Genomic DNA, 14,676 nt, shown 5'->3' with positions numbered 1-14,676 from the left:
TTGCCGAGAAAATCAATGCGGTCTATGTCTTTGCCTCAATGGACGCCCATCAATGGACAATGGTCAGCGCGGCGATGCCCGCTTCGTCTGCGGCACGCAAAAACGCTTCCCGGAATTGTTCCGGGGCAACGTCTCCACAGATGGCGTCGATGCAGGCTTTGACGGCGATCATATATTCCTCGCCATCATCGAAAGGCCAGTCCCGGATCAGCAGGTATGCGGCGTCGCCGAGCGTACGCACGACGGTGTGCGTTTCCCGACCGCGCAAAACCAGCCCGACCGGCGCGAATGCCGATGACGTGTTCCAGTTCATTGTCCTCGACCCCTCAAGGCACGGAGATTGAGACCCTCCAACACACTATACGCGTGAATTATGAAATTCGGAATTGCGGAATGCGTGAATGTTGAGCACGTGACTTATTTGCCGCGGGCAAAAGAAAGGGCGCTCTACGACCTGATGTCGGAGCGCCCTGTGGCTGCATCGGCGTCAGTTGCGGCGGAGGCCGATGGCAAGCAGGTTCAGAAGACCGCATTTGGAACGAAATGGCAACGCCCGGTGCCGGACTGCGCCCGTATGCGGCCTGCAATCCACAGGGTTTCCACAGCTTATCCACAGGTGCGGCCTAATCTCCTCCAACGCTTTCAACGACATATGCCCGAAAGCAATCCCGCTGCTCCAGATGGGTGATGTGACCGCCAGACGACACCGGGAATATCTTCAGGGCAAACTGCCCGAAAGGCCACAATGCCGGGCTATGGTGGCCCTCCCTCCTGGAGCGCTAGGCGGCGGACGCTCGGAGGTGGGAGGCGGCAGGCGTGCATGAGGGCCTGCCGCCTTCATCATCAGGCGTTTGAGACAAATCGGCGGATTTCAAGAAGACTTTCGAGGCTCGCGCCGTCGCAAAAAAAAAGGACCCGCTCACTTGGGAGCGGGCCTCAGGGGTGCCCGGAGTCGGACGGGCATCGGCAAAAAACGGTCAATCAGATATAGGCCGCGGCATCGACGCTCCAGGTATCCGGCATCTTCGACGTCGCAAATCTGCTGTCGTTTGCAGGACGGGCGTGCCGACGGGCGGCAGCGTCGAGCAGGGCCGCAAAGGATGCCAGGCTGATCTTGTCGGCGCGAAGCATCTGGCGGATCAGCGGATCTCTCAGCATTTCCGATGGGGTCATCTCGTGCATGGTATCCTCCAGGAATTGGTTTCCCAACGCTCAAAGCATCTTAAGTCCGTATTGCTATCAATGCATGTCGCGACGATGGCGAAAAGACGGTAAATGAGGTTCATTCGGGTTAGCTCCAATGTGGGATTGGTCTGCCATTTTGTCGGATGCTACCGTAGCGCCTGCGAAGTGAACCGTAGGGGAGGACGGGCGTATGGAAGCAAGACACGGGGAAGCAAGAATGTTCGACGAGATCATCGTGGGTCTGAACACGCTCGAGGCTGAGATCGCCACGATCAACACCAAGCCCCTGCCTCTCATGGATCTGAAATATGCTGAGGCCGAATTGAAGGCCAGGCCCGCAAAGGTGCGCAAGCGCCTCGGCAAGACGAGAACGGCGAAATCCAACGCATGACATCACGCTTTGGCAACGCAATTTTGACCATGAGCGTATTTTCTGACGTTCACTCACATTTTGCCGATTGCATGTCGCTGGGAAAACCGCTTTCTTGTCATCCACACCCCTAATTTAGAGATATCCTGACCGCAATGAACCGTTACGACATCGAGCGCCGGAACGGCGACGACTGGACTGTCATCGACCGGCTGACGGGCGCACCTGTGCCGCATCTGCCCGAAAAACTCGGAAGCAGGCTGGAAGCCCAGGCGCTTGCCGATTTTCGCAACCGGCTGGCCATCCCGCAACAGGAGCGCATTCGCTCCCGCCTCGATACGTTGCGGCTCGCCTGGCAGGCGCTGACGGGCAAGCGGACGCGTTAGAGCGTCGTGCGTCGCTACCAGCGGAGGATTTTTCTGCCCAGCAGGAATCCGGCTGCCGTCGCCACCAGGATGCCGATCGAATACCATGTCGCCAGAAATAGCGGGCTGTCGTCGGGGCAGTGCCAGGCATAGATGGCGGCCGCAATGCCGCCGGCGGCAAGACCTGCCACCGCACCCGCCGTGCCCGGATTTTCAGGGGCGCCCTGGCGGACCGAATAGAGGATGGCGGCAAGCGGCGCGATCGAAAGGGTCGGCACGTAGAACAGGCAGAAGGCGGAGAAATGCCCCTCCATGCTGCTTGCCCAGTTCGCCTGCGGCACGACGAGAAGTTCGGTGGCGATGCCGGCAATCAGAACTGCCAGCGGCAGGATGAGCGTCAGGGCGGCCGAGCGCAGCGAGACGCCCGGTTTGCCGATCCGGAAGGCGAGGCGGGTGGCCGTCACGGCGATCAGCAGGGTGGTGCCGAGCTTGAAAAGGACCCGCGGCGTCTCGATCATCTCGGCCATGTTTCTGCGGATGCCGATGGTGGAGATGAGAAGTGCGGCTGAAATCACCACGCCGATGACCAGTGCGATCATGAAGACGCGGCCAAAGCGGATGCGAACGCGCGCATCCTTTGCCAGCATGTTGATCAGGTCATCCGTTTTCACGCGTGTTGCTCCGATAGAGGGCCGCCAATCCTTTGAGCGCCCTGTGCAGCGCCACTCGCACGGCGCCTTCCGTCATCTGTAGCCGCTCGGCCGTTTCGCGGATACCGGCGCCGCCGAGTGAGATCGACCGCACGATTTCGCGCTGCGGGTCGCGCAGGCCTTCCAGCATGCGGTCGACGTCGATGCGCTCGGCGCCATCCTCCTGGTGGTCGGCTTCCAGCGTTTCCATCACATCCTCGATCGGCACGCTGACATGGCGGCCACGCCGGCGCAGGCTGTCGATCAGCTTGTTGCGCACGATGGTGGACAGCCACGGGCCGATCGGCCGTGAAATATCCCAGGTTCCGCGCTTCAGGTGTACTGCCAGCAGAACTTCCTGCACCACGTCTTCCACCTCGCTCGGCGGGGCACCGAACTGGTCGCAGCGCCTGCGCGCAATCGAACGCAGATAGGGTGTTACGGCCTTCAGGAAACGGTCATAAGCCAGCGCGTCGCCGGCGATTGCCGCGCGCATCCAGGCTGCCCATTCCTCTTCGCGGGCCGAATATTTCATCCGCTACTCACCTCTACGCACGGGGCCACGTGTTTGTTACCGTCATCCTGAAAATTTTGATGACGCGGCACGTGAGGCAGAGCCGGCGTCGGCGCCTATTGAGCGCATCGGCGGGCAAACGGCAAGAGTAGTGCGGCAACAAAGCGCAAAAGCCGCCCGGCGCGATGAGGAGCCGGGCGGGTGTTTATGTGGATCGCTGCTGTGGTGAATTCTAGCTGTTGGCAGCGCCTGAGATCCGCGCGATCAGATAGTCGAGCGACAGGCGGCCCGGCCCGTAGCGCATGATGGCAAGCGCCATCGCCGCCCAGGTGATGTGGATGGGCCAGCCATCGGGAACGGTCAGCTCCACGATGCAAGTCATGAACAGCAGGCCGAGGCCGGCAAAGCGGGTGGCAAGGCCGAAGACGAGAAGCGTCGGGAAGATGATCTCGCCGCAGCCGGACAGGAAGGCCATGACTGACGGCATGGGGAAGGGGTAAGGCCCGCCCGGCAGATGCAGCATGAATTCCTGGGTGAAGAGGTCGATTGCCGTATCGTTCAGCTGCAGGAAGCCATCCCATTTCAGGATGCCGGAGCGCCAGAAGGGAACGGCGAGCGCCACGCGGAGGACAGCCTGGACGATATCGGGCTGGGCGACGGCGCGGACAAGTCCGTCAGCCGTCGCTACCAACCTTGCCAGCGGGGAGAGAGCGCCGTGGCGAGGCCCATTGTGAGGCATGGAATCAAGCATATCAGACATTGAAAATCTCCATTTCGACGTGGGAGAAGGCCCTGATGGTGGAGAAGGCATGGGCCGCGATCATCTCGCCGATCATGCCGGAGAGATCGAAGGCAGGCTCCGCCTCGAGCCCCGCCGCGACGGCTGCCGCAAGGCATTCGCCTGAGAGCAGCGCGGCGAGGAAGGCGGCTCCGCCCGGCGGCAGGTGGCGAACCGTGACCTCGTCGTCGATGCGCGTGATCAAACCTTCCTCGGACCGGTTCTCGACGCGGCCGACCGGCCCGGCGCCGCGGTTCATGGCGAAGATGGTCACGGCGGGATAGGCCGATGCGATCAGCCGCGTCGATGGATGCGGCTGGAAGGTTACGGCACCGAGTTCTTCCGGCGGTACGGCCGCAAGGGCTTCTGGCTTGAGCGCTGGCGCATCGGCGGCGTGATAGGCATCCAGCCAGGCGCGCTCGACGCGTGCCACATCCGACAGCCAGGGCATGTCCTGCGCGTATTCGTAGCGGTCGATGAAATCGGGGAAATCCCGGCCGTATTCGAAGAGCAGCGGCGAGTTGGGCGGTGTTTCGCGCACGTGAAAGCGGGCCATTGCGCGGAAGAAATCCGCCCCGGTGATGCGTTCGACTGCCGGGAAGATCGACGACAATGCGGCAATCAGACTGACGGTCACGTTGTTGCGGTAGACATTGTAGCGTTTCTCCGCCCGCTTGCCGCGTGGGCCTGTCACCAGGTCAGGGGCCGGTGCATCGGGAGCAAGCAGGGCTGCGGAAAACTGTCCCGCGAAGTCAGGCGCGGATCGGCGCATGGGCAGGATATCAGCCGAGGGCATGGAAGGTCTCCCGGTCACTGGCGTGCCGATCAAGGATCGCCTGTGCGGCCAGCGCCTCGGCACGCAGCACCGGCCAATCGGGGATCTTGCTGTCCCATTCGATCAGCGTCGGGATCGGGCCGCAGCTGTTTATGACGATTTCATAGAGTTGCCAGACGGCATCGGCGACCGGGCCGTCATGGCTGTCGATCAAGAGCAGTTCGCCTTCGTCATCCTCCTGTTCGGCATGGCCGGCGAGGTGGATCTCGCCGACACCGGACAGCGGAAAATCGCGCAGGTATTCCAGTGCTGAAAAGCTGTGATTGGTGGCGGAGACGAAGACATTGTTGATGTCGAGCAGCAGGCCGCAGCCGCTGCGCCGGGCGATCTCGCGGATGAAATCCGTCTCGCTCATGGAGGATTCCGCAAAGAGTACGTAGGTGGACGGGTTTTCGAGCAGGATCGGCCGGCCGATGGCGTTCTGCATCTGATCGACATGATCGCAGACATGGGCGAGCGTTGTGGCGGTATAGGGCAGCGGCAGCAGGTCGTTCAGATAGGTATCGACATGCGTCGACCAGGCAAGATGCTCGGACACCAGCGCCGGTTCGTAACGGTCGACGAGAGTCTTGAAACGCTTGAGATGATCCTTGTCGAGCGGCTGCGGGCCGCCGAGCGACATGCAGACGCCATGCAGTGAAATCGGGTGGTCGCGGCGTACCCTTTCGAGTGCGCGATGCGGCGGGCCACCGGCGCCCATGTAATTCTCGGCATGGACTTCGAAGAAACCCTGCGGGCCTGATACGGCTGAGATTGCTGCAAGATGTTCCGGCTTGAAGCTGGTACCGGCCTGGCCGGCGAGTGAAAGTGTCGGAAAGCGGAGGGTGCTTTCCGTCTCCATGGGAAGGTTGTTCGTCATGCTGACGTTTGCCATGTACGCCTCCGCTTTCCTTGATCTTCGTCTGCTTCCGACGGCTTAGATGTCGCGCGTCAGCGGCTTCAGCGAGCCATGACGGTCGCCGGGAATATCGAGCGAGGCGCAGGTGCCGCCCTGGACGAATTTCCACGAATTGCCCTGGAAATCCTTGACCGAGGTGCCCTGGCATGTGGTGCCTGGACCGGCAGCGCAATCGTTCTGGCCCTTCAGCGCAACGCCGTAGCACTTCTCCTTATGAGCTGCGGTTGCAGCAGCGGCCTCAGCCTTGGTCAGCGGGGCGGCACTGGCCATCGTGGCAAGAGCGGACGTGATCGCGCCGGCAAGAAGGGCGGTGCTGATGGAAGTCTTCAACATTGGTAGTCTCCGTTGCTTGAAACGCCCCTGTTTCAGCGGGGCACGTCCGGTATTCGCAAGGAGAGGGCGGGTTGTTACAGGCGAGGTGGTAACGAACGCGTGATGGTGGGCTGGGCGCGCGGAGGCGGCCTTTCCCGCGGTGTCCCGGCAGAGGAATCCGCTTTGCCGGGGGCGATGATGCTGCTTATGCTGATTGCAATCATCAGTTCGACTCCGCTGCCATGGTAGGGGCCCGAATGTCAATCAAACCTCGAAACGTGCTGTTCGTGTGCAGCCAGAACAAGCTGCGAAGCCCGACCGCCGAGCAGGTGTTCTCTACTCGTGAGGACATCGAGGTGTCGTCGGCGGGGACAAACAACGATGCCTGCAATCCGCTCGATGCCGAACAGGTGGAATGGGCCGACATCATCTTCGTGATGGAGAAGGCGCATCGCAGCAAACTCACCCGCAAATTCCGCAGGTCGCTGAACGGCAAGCGCATTGTCTGCCTCGACATTCCCGATGATTACCAATTCATGGACCCGATGCTGGTCAGCCTGTTGGAAAGCAAGGTCCCGCGGTATCTCTGAGGCGATGCTCAACCTGAATCTTTAAAATATGTTTTGCTGAGACGCAGGGTGAAACTTCTCGTCTGGCCGGTGCCGGATATCGATCGATACTATCGGCAGGAGTTTCGAAGGTTTAAGATTTTACCGGGGAAAGGCTTCGGGACGAGGGCGGCGTATGGCGCGTCCCGTAGATGCCGGTGATCGGCTGCCTCTCCCTGTGACAGAGGATGGGCGGGGATGGATCGGCTGGATGCCATGCGCGTGTTGCTTGCCGTTGTCGATGCCGGCAGTTTGTCGGCGGGCAGCAAGCGGCTGAATGCGCCGCTGCCGAGCGTCAGCCGCAAGGTGGCCGAGCTGGAGCGGTTGCTCGGCGCCAATCTCATCATCCGCACAAGCCGGAACCTGCAACTCACCGATGCCGGGCGCGACTATGTGGATGCGGCGCGCAAGATCATTGCAGAACTGGAGGAGGCAGAGCGCCGGGCTTCCGGTGAGTATCAGCGGCCGCGGGGAACGCTGACGATCACCATGCCGGTGGAGTTCGGCAACCGTTATGTGCTGCCGATCGCGCTCGGTTTTCTGGCGGAGCATCCGGAGGTTTCGCTGAACCTCTTGTCCTTCGATCGCACCGTTCATCTCGTCAACGAGCAGGTGGATATCGCCATCCGTCTGGGAGCGCTGGCGGATAGTTCGCTCTATGCCGTCAAGGTTGCCGAATTTCGGCTGCTGACCTGCGCGAGCCCGGATTACCTCAGGCGTTGCGGATGTCCGCAGCATCCCGGCGAACTGCCCGATCATGACGGCATTATCTTCAACAACAGGACCTTCTTCTGGACCTTCGATATCGATGGCCGGCCGGTGGAGGTGGTGCCGCGCCATCGTATCGAGGTCAATACGGCGGCGAACTGCGTTGCCGCCGCCGTGGGCGGAGCCGGTATTGCCAGGCTTTTCGACTACCAGGTCCCCGGCGAACTTGCCTCCGGGGCTCTGGTGCCGATCCTTGACGATTATGCCGGGGCGCCGCAGCCGATCCATATCGTCTATTCGCGCCAGGGCTTTCTGGCGCTCAAGGTGCGCTCCTTCATCGACTGGACGCTGCCGCGGCTGCGGGAGGCCTGCCGGACCTATGGCTCAATCCAGTAGGGCGCGGATTTCGGCGACGACCCGTTCCGGCGCCTGCAGGTGCGGATAGTGGCCGATGCCGGGCAGGATATCGAGTGGTGCGCCGGTCCTCTCGGCGAATTCCGCGCCCATCCGGCTGTCGATATAGATATCCTTTTCGCCCCATATCACCTTTACCGGCGTCTTGAGCTTTCCGAGGTTTGCTTCAAGCAGATCCTGATCGCGGGTGAAGGCCGCATAATAATGGTAGAAGGCATCGGCGGAGGTGAGGGCGCCATGGCTCCAGCCTTGGACCATGTCTTCCTTGACGCCGGCGGCGAGATCGAACTGCCTGTCGTCAGGCAGGCCACGCCGGTAAGCGTTCTCAAGGATTTCGTCGCTCGTCTGGTTCATGGCGGCGCGGGTCCTGGAAGCCGCCGGCTCGGCCTTCAGGTTCTGCAGGCGCTCATGCATATAGGCCGGCCGATTAAAGGGGGCGAAGTCGCCGACGATGATGCGCCTTGCGATATCGGGCTCGTCGATGGCCAGGAGCAGGGCGGGCAGGGCGCCGATATCGGCGGCGTAGATCGTCAGTGTGGATCGGTCGATGCCGGCCTTGTCGATATAGGCCTTCAGCACGCCGGCATAAGCACGCGGTGAATAGGAGAAGTTTTCGGCTGCGGGCCGAGATGACAGGCCATATCCCGGCCAGTCGAAGGCATGCACCTCGAATTCGTCGCCGAGCGCGGCTGCAATGTCGCGCCAGACGAGCGAGGTTTCGGGAAAGCCGTGCAGGAAGAGCACGGTGCCTTTCGGCGCCGGATTGTGCACGACGAGTCGCCGCAGCGTGATATCCCCGCCGACGGCAATGGTGCCGATTTCGGGGTTTGCGGCTTCGGTCGTGCCGGCACTTACGGGGGTGAGTGTGGCGCCTGTGATTGCAGCGGCTACGAGCAATGGTCCAAGTGATGATGTCAACATATCCGTTGTCCTTCCTCTCCGGCGGCCATGCTCGCTCAGAAGCCTCATGGCTGCGATCGGGGTGAATTCTCGATGACAAGGATCGTGCATCGCGCCTGCCGTCGGTAGACCGCGGCCATGAGAGTCTGCCTCTCATTTTCCCTCGGTACCGGGCGATCGGCCCGCGCCGTACATCATCGCCATCAGCGACGCCGGGGGATGGCCCCGCGTCCCCAAGAAAGGATGATGAGACATGAATGATATGACCGTAAATCTGACAATCGCTCAGCCCGAAAGGGTGCGCGGTCTGCCGGGTCACTCGACCGTTGGCACCGACAATCTCGAGGCTGCGGGGGAATTCTACGACAAGCTCATGGCCGTCTTCGGCATCGGCCGTTTTCTGGTCCAGCCGGGCCGGGCCGTCTATTACGGCGAGCGCACGCTGGAATTCGGCGTGGTGAAGCCCTTCGACGGCAGGCCGGCACGTGCCGGCAATGGCAGCATGGTGGCCTTCGAGGCGCGTTCCCGCGCAAAGGTGCGCGAGGCTCATGCAACGGCACTACAGGCCGGCGGAACGGATGAGGGCGCTCCGGGGCCACGCGGGGAGAATGGCGAGGGGCCTTACTGCGCCTATTTCCGCGACCCAGAAGGCAACAAGTTCCTGGTCTACCGCGCCGGGCCGGACGAAGCCTGAGATCGCTTCCGGCGCATTTCAGGCGCATGATGTCAGGCGTCCGAAATGCGGCTGCGAACCTTCCGATGGAATGGAGGCAAGTCATGAAATCAGGGCAATCAATCGTAAGACTAGGCATGTCACGGCGTTCGCTCTTGTTTGCGGGCGCGGCGGCCGGGTTGACGGCGGTGCTGTCGTCGCCTGCGGGCGCGGCCGATCCCGTCGATGCAGAGGCGCTCGCCCGCGGAATCCGGCCGTTCCGGGCCGATATTCCCGAGACCACGCTCGCCGATCTCCAGCGTCGGCTTGCCGCCACCCGCTGGCCAGACGGCGAGACCGTGCGCGACCGTTCGCAGGGGGCGCAGCCGGAGAGGCTGAGGGCGCTGGTGGATGAGTGGCAGTCTTCCTACGACTGGCGCAAAGCCGAGGCGAAGCTGAACGGTTTTCCGCAATTCGTGACCGAGATCGATGGCATCGATATCCATTTCATCCATGTCCGCTCCCGCCACGAGAATGCCCTGCCGCTGATCATGACGCATGGCTGGCCGGGATCGGTGTTCGAACTGCTTAACGTGATCGGCCCGCTGACTGACCCGACCGCGCATGGCGGCACGGCTGACGATGCCTTCCATCTGGTGATCCCCTCGATCCCCGGCTTCGGCTTTTCCGGCAAGCCCAAGGAGACGGGTTGGAACCCGCAGCGCATCGCGACCGCCTGGGACACGCTGATGAAACGGCTCGGTTATGCCAGCTATGTTTCGCAGGGCGGCGACTGGGGCGCGATCATCAGCGATGCGCTGGGGCGGCAGGCGCCGGAGGGGCTGCTTGGCATCCACGTCAACAGGGTCGAGCGCGCGACCACCTTTCCGCCGGATGCGGCGCAGGCGCTGATGAGCGGGGCGGCCGCGCCCGACAGCTTGTCACCAGAGGAGAAGCTGATCTTCATGGAAGCCCGGGATTTCCTCGCCAATGGCTTCGGCTACGCTGCGATCATGGGAACCCGGCCGGAAACGATCGGCTACGGGCTTGCGGATTCTCCCGTGGGGCTTGCGGCCTGGCTCTATGACAAGATCGCCGACTGGGTGTTTACCCCCGGAGATCCTGAACAGGCGCTCGGCAGCCAGGCCATTCTCGACAATATCACGCTCTACTGGCTCACCAATACCGGGCCTTCGAGCGGGCGCATCTACTGGGAGAACGTCGCGGCCGGCGCAAAGCTGGAGCCGGTCAAGGTTCCGGTCGCGGTCACGGTCTTTCCCGGCGAGGTTTACCGGCCGCCGTGGCACTGGCTCGGCAGAGCCTATCCGCAGTTGATCTATTACAATGTGGCTGCAAAAGGCGGGCATTTCGCAGCTTGGGAGGAGCCGGAACTCTTCGCCCAGGAGGTCCGAGCCGCATTCAGCACATTGCGCTCATAGGCAGATCGCATTTCCGCGAGCGCTTGGGAACATCGAGCTTTTTCGACCGTTTGCGAAGAGGAAAGACCTGGAGGAGGAATCCCAATGAGTAATCTCCATAATGACAGCGCCCCCGAATTCTCAGGCGGCGGTGGCCGCAGTACGCTGACCGCTTTCTTCGACAGCCGCGACGATGCCGACAGGGCGATCGACCGGCTGAAGAACCTGGGTATCACCGGTGTCAGAATGATGCGGGGATATGAAGCGGATGGCGACAAGGCCGGCGTTGCCGGCGACGACCGCAGCGGTTTCTGGTCGAAGCTGGAGGACTGGCTGTTTCCGGATGAAGACCGGTCGGTCTATGCCGAAGGCCTGCGCCGGGGCGGGTTTCTGATCTCCGTCGAGGTCGATGATGCCACCTACGGTATCGCATACGATATTCTCGATGACGAAGGCTCCATCGACATGGACGAACGTGCGGACCTCTGGCGCGCAGAGGGCTGGAATATCAGCAAGTCGAACGAGGCTTTTGCAGCCTCGAAATATGATGCAAGCCAGGCTCGTGAAGCTGATGATGCCGAGCGTGCCCGGCAGGCAAGTGCTGTGCAGGATGACGTCTTTGCAGCCGGTGCGGCCGGTATGGCCGGCCCGGCCACGCCGATGGGACGTCATACCCGCCGGCTCGATCCGAATTCCCCGCGCGTTCGTGCCTATGATCTCAACGACGAGGCACCGCTCGATCAGGAGCTGCGTGACGACATCATGCCGACCGGACATCACCGCACGGTGGAGGAATCCACGGAGCGCGCAGAGCGCGAGCTTCGCCAGGCTCAGGACGTGGACGGCATGCGGCAGGAGCAGACGCTGCCGCGCGGTCGATAATGGTCTGAAACATGGGCGCGCCGGATTTCCGGCGCGCCCTTAGAGCGGCGGAAAGAAAACGGAATCATCTCTGCCGCTTTAAGGTTTTTGTTCAAGCATCGGATTATCCGAAGGCCGCTTCATACTTTGCGCGACATGCCTTAATGCGCGGTGCCGTCGACGATGACGTGATCATGATCCCTGGAGCATTTCTCGATGCGGGCGTGGATCTTGTAGACCTCGCGCAGCATGTCGACGGTGACGACCTCGCGCGGCTTGCCGCAGGCGCGCATGCGGCCGTTCTGGATGATCAGTACCTTATCTGCGAAGCGCAGCGCCTGGTTCAGGTCGTGGATGGCGATCAGTACGATCATGCCGCGCTTGCGCGCCTGGCGCTGCATGAAATCGAGCACTTCTACCTGGCGATGAAGATCGAGCGCGCTGGTCGGCTCGTCCATCAGCATGATCTCCGGCTCGCGCACGAGCGCCTGGGCGATGGAGACGAGCTGGCGCTGGCCGCCTGACAAGGCGCCGAGATCGCGGAAGGCGATCGCCTCGATGTTCAGCGCCTTCATGACGTCGTCGATGAGCCTGAGATCCTGATCGCTGACGCCCCAGGACTGGCCCTGCTTGCGGGCAAGCAGGATCGATTCATAGACCGTCAGCACCGCATTGGCCGAGGTATCCTGCGGCATGTAGCTGATGGCGTTCTTTGTCTTTGCGCCCTCGACCAGCACGTTTCCCGGCCCTTTCAGGAGGCCGGTGATGCGCTTGAAGAGGGTGGACTTGCCGGCGGCATTCGGGCCGATCACAGCGACGAGCTCGCCGGCCGTCATTTTGGGCGTCGTTACGTTTTCGACGAAGAGCTTGCGGCCGTGGTAGGCGCCGACCGACTGCAGCTGAAGCGCTACCATGAGCGGCTCCTGTTCGAGAGGATGAGCGAGAAGAAGAAGGGCACGCCGACCAGCGCCGTGATGATGCCGATCGGGAAGACGACGCCCGGAATGATCGACTTCGAGACGACAGAGGTCAGCGAGAGCAGCAGGGCGCCTGAAAGGATCGAACCCGGCAGGAAGAAGCGCTGGTCTTCGCCGAGGATCATGCGGGCGATATGCGGGCCGACGAGGCCGACGAAGCCGATCGTGCCGACGAAGCTGACGGGAACGGCCGCCAGCAGCGAGACGATGAGCATCGTCTCCAGCCGGATGCGGCGCACATTGACGCCAAAGCTCGCCGCCTTGTCCTCACCGAGGCGGATCGCCGTCAGCGCCCAGGCATGGCGGGCAAAGAGTGGCAGGGCGAAAAGCAGCACGGCAAGCGTGATCCAGATCTTCGGCCAGGTGGCCTTGGTGAGGCTGCCCATGGTCCAGAAGACCACGGCCGAGAGCGCCTGTTCGGACGCAAGATATTGCAGGAAGGCGAGAGCCGCATTGAAGGTGAAGACGAGCGCGATGCCGAGCAGCACGACTGTTTGCACGGACACGCCGCGCGCCTGCGAGATGAAATGGATGAAGAGCGTGGCGACGAGCGCCATGATGAAGGCATTGACCGGCACCAGAAGGCCAGCCGCGACCGGCAGGATCGGCACGCTGGTGACGATGGCGAGTGCGGCGCCGAAGCTTGCGGCGGCGGAAATGCCTAACGTGAAGGGGCTTGCCAGCGGATTGGCGAGGATCGTCTGCATCTGCGCCCCGGCGACCGAGAGCGATGCGCCGACGACGATCGCCATGACGGCGACCGGCATGCGGATATCCCAGACGACGGCGCGGACCTGCGCCGAGACGGAGTCGGGATAGAGGAGGGCGGTGACGACCTCACCGAGGCCGTAACGAGCCGGCCCCCAGGCGAGATCGACGGCAAAGGACAGGCAGAGCGCTGCCGTCATGGCAAACAGGATCACAAGCTTGCGGCGGGCGAGGGCGCGGTAACGCGCCCTGCCTGCTTCGACCTCGATCGGGGCGACGGCGATCTCTGCCACCTCGCCTTACTTTCCGGCCTTGGCGTCGACCCAGTAACCCGGCTGATAGGCGACCGGCAGGAACTTCTCGTGGAATTCCTTGAAGGTCGCATCCGGGTCGAGATCGGCAAAGAGGTCCGGATGGAACCACTTGGCCATCTGCTGCACGGCGACGAACTGGTAGGGGCTCGTGTAGAACTGGTGCCAGATCGCATGCACATTGCCGTCGGCAACGGCCTTGGAGCCGGTGAAGGCCGGGTTCTGGAGGAGGGCATCCAGCGCCTTGCGGCTATCGTCGATGGTGGCGGCAGCGGCCGGGCCGACATTGACGAAATCCTTGGCATCCTTGGTCTGGCTCCAGTTCGAGCCGGTGACGACGACGACGTCAGGATTGGAAGCGACGACCTGTTCGGCATTGATCGAGCCGGTGTAGCCCGGCAGGAAATCGGAGCCGAGATTGTGGCCGCCGGCCCAATCCACCATCAGGCCGAAATTGTCGGGGCCGAAGGTGCCGCAGCACTCGACGAGGCCGGCGGCGCGATACATGAAGACATTGGGCTTCTTGGGGTTGGCTTCCTTCAGCTTGTCGGTGACGCGTGCCATCTGCTGCTTCCAGTAGGCGGCGACGGCCTGGGCGCGGTCTTCATGGCCGAAAAGCTTGCCGAGGATCTCCAGGCTCGGCTCGGTATTGGCGAGGATGTGCTCGCGGAAATCGATGTAGACGATCTTCACGCCGATCTTGTTCAGCGTGTCCTCGAGCTTTACCTCGTCGGCGGCCTTCTTGTTGCCGATCGGCAGCAGCATGACATCGGGGTGAAGCGCCACAACCGTCTCGGTCTGCAGCGTGCCATCCGTCAGGTTGCCGAGGAAGGGCAGGTCCTTACCCCTAGGGAATTTCTCGACATAGGCGTTGAAGCCATCCTTGTCGGTCGTCCAGAGATCATTGCGCCAGCCGACGATCTTGGCGAAAGGATCGTCCTTCTCGATCGGGGCGACGGCATAGAGCATGCGGCCTTCGCCAAGGATCACGCGCTCGACCGGCTTGTCGAAGGTGACATCACGGCCCGCCACATCCTTGATGGTGAAGGGATCGGCAAAAGCCGAAAGTGGCAGCAGGCCCGCAACCGCAACTGCGGATACCGCAAGCAATTTCATAAATTTCATCTGGAAACTCTCCCCGTCCTTGGTAATGTCCCGAGGCATAGAAAAATT

At 62.2% G+C, this 14,676-nt stretch carries 19 protein-coding genes; 7 read left to right on the top strand and 12 right to left on the bottom strand.

The features are described from left to right. Positions 1-49: 49 nt before the first annotated feature. The gene (locus AB4Z13_RS12790; RefSeq protein ID WP_007817636.1) at positions 50-313 is read right to left on the bottom strand and encodes a DUF982 domain-containing protein; all 264 of its coding nucleotides are present in this window, start codon (positions 311-313) and stop codon (positions 50-52) included. Positions 314-981: 668 nt separating this feature from the next. Then, positions 982-1,182: a hypothetical protein gene (locus tag AB4Z13_RS12785; protein ID WP_442206072.1), complete on the bottom strand. Its 201-nt coding sequence runs from the start codon at positions 1,180-1,182 to the stop codon at positions 982-984. A 220-nt stretch (positions 1,183-1,402) separates the two neighbouring features. Between AB4Z13_RS12785 and AB4Z13_RS12780 the strand changes: the two genes are divergently transcribed. Both AB4Z13_RS12780 and AB4Z13_RS12775 read left to right on the top strand, forming a co-directional pair. Then, on the top strand, positions 1,403-1,576 hold the full coding sequence (locus AB4Z13_RS12780; RefSeq protein ID WP_310387318.1) for a hypothetical protein: 174 nt from the start codon (positions 1,403-1,405) through the stop codon (positions 1,574-1,576). A 134-nt stretch (positions 1,577-1,710) separates the two neighbouring features. Further along, complete coding sequence (locus AB4Z13_RS12775; RefSeq protein WP_113323897.1) at positions 1,711-1,941, top strand: hypothetical protein; 231 nt, start codon at positions 1,711-1,713, stop codon at positions 1,939-1,941. A gap of 14 nt (positions 1,942-1,955) precedes the next feature. Here AB4Z13_RS12775 and AB4Z13_RS12770 read toward each other — a convergent pair whose 3' ends face one another. The 6 genes from AB4Z13_RS12770 to AB4Z13_RS12745 form a co-directional block, all read right to left on the bottom strand. Continuing rightward, positions 1,956-2,591 carry an NrsF family protein gene (locus tag AB4Z13_RS12770; protein ID WP_442206071.1) on the bottom strand — a complete coding sequence of 212 codons (636 nt, stop codon included), beginning with the start codon at positions 2,589-2,591 and terminating at the stop codon, positions 1,956-1,958. Next, positions 2,578-3,144, bottom strand: coding sequence for a sigma-70 family RNA polymerase sigma factor (locus tag AB4Z13_RS12765; protein WP_442206070.1), 567 nt, complete (start codon positions 3,142-3,144; stop codon positions 2,578-2,580). Before AB4Z13_RS12765 ends, AB4Z13_RS12770 begins: the two co-directional genes overlap by 14 nt. A gap of 211 nt (positions 3,145-3,355) precedes the next feature. After that, positions 3,356-3,883, bottom strand: coding sequence for a DoxX family protein (locus AB4Z13_RS12760; RefSeq protein ID WP_113323894.1), 528 nt, complete (start codon positions 3,881-3,883; stop codon positions 3,356-3,358). Next, positions 3,876-4,697, bottom strand: coding sequence for an HvfC/BufC N-terminal domain-containing protein (locus tag AB4Z13_RS12755; RefSeq protein ID WP_113323893.1), 822 nt, complete (start codon positions 4,695-4,697; stop codon positions 3,876-3,878). Before AB4Z13_RS12755 ends, AB4Z13_RS12760 begins: the two co-directional genes overlap by 8 nt. Next, entirely contained in the window at positions 4,684-5,610 is a 927-nt protein-coding gene (gene bufB / locus AB4Z13_RS12750) for an MNIO family bufferin maturase (RefSeq protein WP_439015766.1), read from the bottom strand. Before bufB ends, AB4Z13_RS12755 begins: the two co-directional genes overlap by 14 nt. A 42-nt stretch (positions 5,611-5,652) precedes the next feature. Beyond that, positions 5,653-5,967, bottom strand: coding sequence for a BufA1 family periplasmic bufferin-type metallophore (locus AB4Z13_RS12745; RefSeq protein ID WP_037099153.1), 315 nt, complete (start codon positions 5,965-5,967; stop codon positions 5,653-5,655). A 236-nt stretch (positions 5,968-6,203) separates the two neighbouring features. Here AB4Z13_RS12745 and AB4Z13_RS12740 point away from each other — a divergent pair, with 236 nt between their 5' ends. Next, positions 6,204-6,536 carry a low molecular weight protein tyrosine phosphatase family protein gene (locus AB4Z13_RS12740; protein ID WP_113323892.1) on the top strand — a complete coding sequence of 111 codons (333 nt, stop codon included), beginning with the start codon at positions 6,204-6,206 and terminating at the stop codon, positions 6,534-6,536. Positions 6,537-6,752: 216 nt separating this feature from the next. Continuing rightward, positions 6,753-7,658 (top strand): LysR family transcriptional regulator, encoded by a 906-nt coding sequence (locus AB4Z13_RS12735; RefSeq protein ID WP_113323891.1) that lies wholly within the window; start codon positions 6,753-6,755, stop codon positions 7,656-7,658. On the opposite strand, the gene AB4Z13_RS12730 is transcribed toward AB4Z13_RS12735, so the two are convergent. After that, complete coding sequence (locus AB4Z13_RS12730) at positions 7,647-8,597, bottom strand: alpha/beta fold hydrolase (protein WP_442206069.1); 951 nt, start codon at positions 8,595-8,597, stop codon at positions 7,647-7,649. The genes AB4Z13_RS12735 and AB4Z13_RS12730 overlap by 12 nt on opposite strands. 232 nt (positions 8,598-8,829) lie before the next feature. Between AB4Z13_RS12730 and AB4Z13_RS12725 the strand changes: the two genes are divergently transcribed. The 3 genes from AB4Z13_RS12725 to AB4Z13_RS12715 all read left to right on the top strand — a co-directional run bounded on the left by AB4Z13_RS12725 (position 8,830) and on the right by AB4Z13_RS12715 (position 11,528). Then, positions 8,830-9,270 (top strand): VOC family protein, encoded by a 441-nt coding sequence (locus tag AB4Z13_RS12725; protein WP_113183435.1) that lies wholly within the window; start codon positions 8,830-8,832, stop codon positions 9,268-9,270. An 83-nt stretch (positions 9,271-9,353) separates the two neighbouring features. Then, positions 9,354-10,667, top strand: coding sequence for an epoxide hydrolase family protein (locus tag AB4Z13_RS12720; protein ID WP_442206068.1), 1,314 nt, complete (start codon positions 9,354-9,356; stop codon positions 10,665-10,667). An 84-nt stretch (positions 10,668-10,751) separates the two neighbouring features. Next, positions 10,752-11,528, top strand: a complete 777-nt coding sequence (locus AB4Z13_RS12715; protein WP_439015762.1) for a hypothetical protein — start codon at positions 10,752-10,754, stop codon at positions 11,526-11,528. A 140-nt stretch (positions 11,529-11,668) separates the two neighbouring features. On the opposite strand, the gene AB4Z13_RS12710 is transcribed toward AB4Z13_RS12715, so the two are convergent. Genes AB4Z13_RS12710 through AB4Z13_RS12700 form a run of 3 tightly spaced genes read right to left on the bottom strand, consistent with a single transcriptional unit; the run spans position 11,669 to position 14,628 of the window. After that, complete coding sequence (locus tag AB4Z13_RS12710) at positions 11,669-12,421, bottom strand: ABC transporter ATP-binding protein (protein ID WP_310387292.1); 753 nt, start codon at positions 12,419-12,421, stop codon at positions 11,669-11,671. Continuing rightward, the gene (locus AB4Z13_RS12705; RefSeq protein WP_310387290.1) at positions 12,415-13,485 is read right to left on the bottom strand and encodes a FecCD family ABC transporter permease; all 1,071 of its coding nucleotides are present in this window, start codon (positions 13,483-13,485) and stop codon (positions 12,415-12,417) included. Before AB4Z13_RS12705 ends, AB4Z13_RS12710 begins: the two co-directional genes overlap by 7 nt. Before the next feature lie 6 nt (positions 13,486-13,491). Further along, positions 13,492-14,628 (bottom strand): ABC transporter substrate-binding protein, encoded by a 1,137-nt coding sequence (locus AB4Z13_RS12700; RefSeq protein WP_442206067.1) that lies wholly within the window; start codon positions 14,626-14,628, stop codon positions 13,492-13,494. Positions 14,629-14,676: the final 48 nt, after the last annotated feature.

The organism is Rhizobium sp. YAF28 (assembly GCF_052113285.1).
Classification (GTDB): domain Bacteria; phylum Pseudomonadota; class Alphaproteobacteria; order Rhizobiales; family Rhizobiaceae; genus Rhizobium.
This window is presented reverse-complemented; position numbering and strand designations above follow the sequence as displayed.

Excerpts from the sequence above, each read along its gene's own strand:
- AB4Z13_RS12765 (WP_442206070.1), bottom strand. The coding sequence starts at position 3,144 with ATGAAATATTCGGCCCGCGAAGAGGAATGGGCAGCCTGGATGCGCGCG.
- AB4Z13_RS12740 (WP_113323892.1), top strand. The coding sequence starts at position 6,204 with ATGTCAATCAAACCTCGAAACGTGCTGTTCGTGTGCAGCCAGAACAAG.
- AB4Z13_RS12780 (WP_310387318.1), top strand. The coding sequence starts at position 1,403 with ATGTTCGACGAGATCATCGTGGGTCTGAACACGCTCGAGGCTGAGATC.
- AB4Z13_RS12715 (WP_439015762.1), top strand. The coding sequence starts at position 10,752 with ATGAGTAATCTCCATAATGACAGCGCCCCCGAATTCTCAGGCGGCGGT.
- AB4Z13_RS12720 (WP_442206068.1), top strand. The coding sequence starts at position 9,354 with ATGAAATCAGGGCAATCAATCGTAAGACTAGGCATGTCACGGCGTTCG.
- AB4Z13_RS12735 (WP_113323891.1), top strand. The coding sequence starts at position 6,753 with ATGGATCGGCTGGATGCCATGCGCGTGTTGCTTGCCGTTGTCGATGCC.
- AB4Z13_RS12730 (WP_442206069.1), bottom strand. The coding sequence starts at position 8,597 with ATGTTGACATCATCACTTGGACCATTGCTCGTAGCCGCTGCAATCACA.
- AB4Z13_RS12775 (WP_113323897.1), top strand. The coding sequence starts at position 1,711 with ATGAACCGTTACGACATCGAGCGCCGGAACGGCGACGACTGGACTGTC.
- AB4Z13_RS12755 (WP_113323893.1), bottom strand. The coding sequence starts at position 4,697 with ATGCCCTCGGCTGATATCCTGCCCATGCGCCGATCCGCGCCTGACTTC.
- AB4Z13_RS12745 (WP_037099153.1), bottom strand. The coding sequence starts at position 5,967 with ATGTTGAAGACTTCCATCAGCACCGCCCTTCTTGCCGGCGCGATCACG.
- AB4Z13_RS12700 (WP_442206067.1), bottom strand. The coding sequence starts at position 14,628 with ATGAAATTTATGAAATTGCTTGCGGTATCCGCAGTTGCGGTTGCGGGC.
- AB4Z13_RS12785 (WP_442206072.1), bottom strand. The coding sequence starts at position 1,182 with ATGCACGAGATGACCCCATCGGAAATGCTGAGAGATCCGCTGATCCGC.
- AB4Z13_RS12760 (WP_113323894.1), bottom strand. The coding sequence starts at position 3,883 with ATGTCTGATATGCTTGATTCCATGCCTCACAATGGGCCTCGCCACGGC.
- bufB (WP_439015766.1), bottom strand. The coding sequence starts at position 5,610 with ATGGCAAACGTCAGCATGACGAACAACCTTCCCATGGAGACGGAAAGC.
- AB4Z13_RS12710 (WP_310387292.1), bottom strand. The coding sequence starts at position 12,421 with ATGGTAGCGCTTCAGCTGCAGTCGGTCGGCGCCTACCACGGCCGCAAG.
- AB4Z13_RS12725 (WP_113183435.1), top strand. The coding sequence starts at position 8,830 with ATGAATGATATGACCGTAAATCTGACAATCGCTCAGCCCGAAAGGGTG.
- AB4Z13_RS12790 (WP_007817636.1), bottom strand. The coding sequence starts at position 313 with ATGAACTGGAACACGTCATCGGCATTCGCGCCGGTCGGGCTGGTTTTG.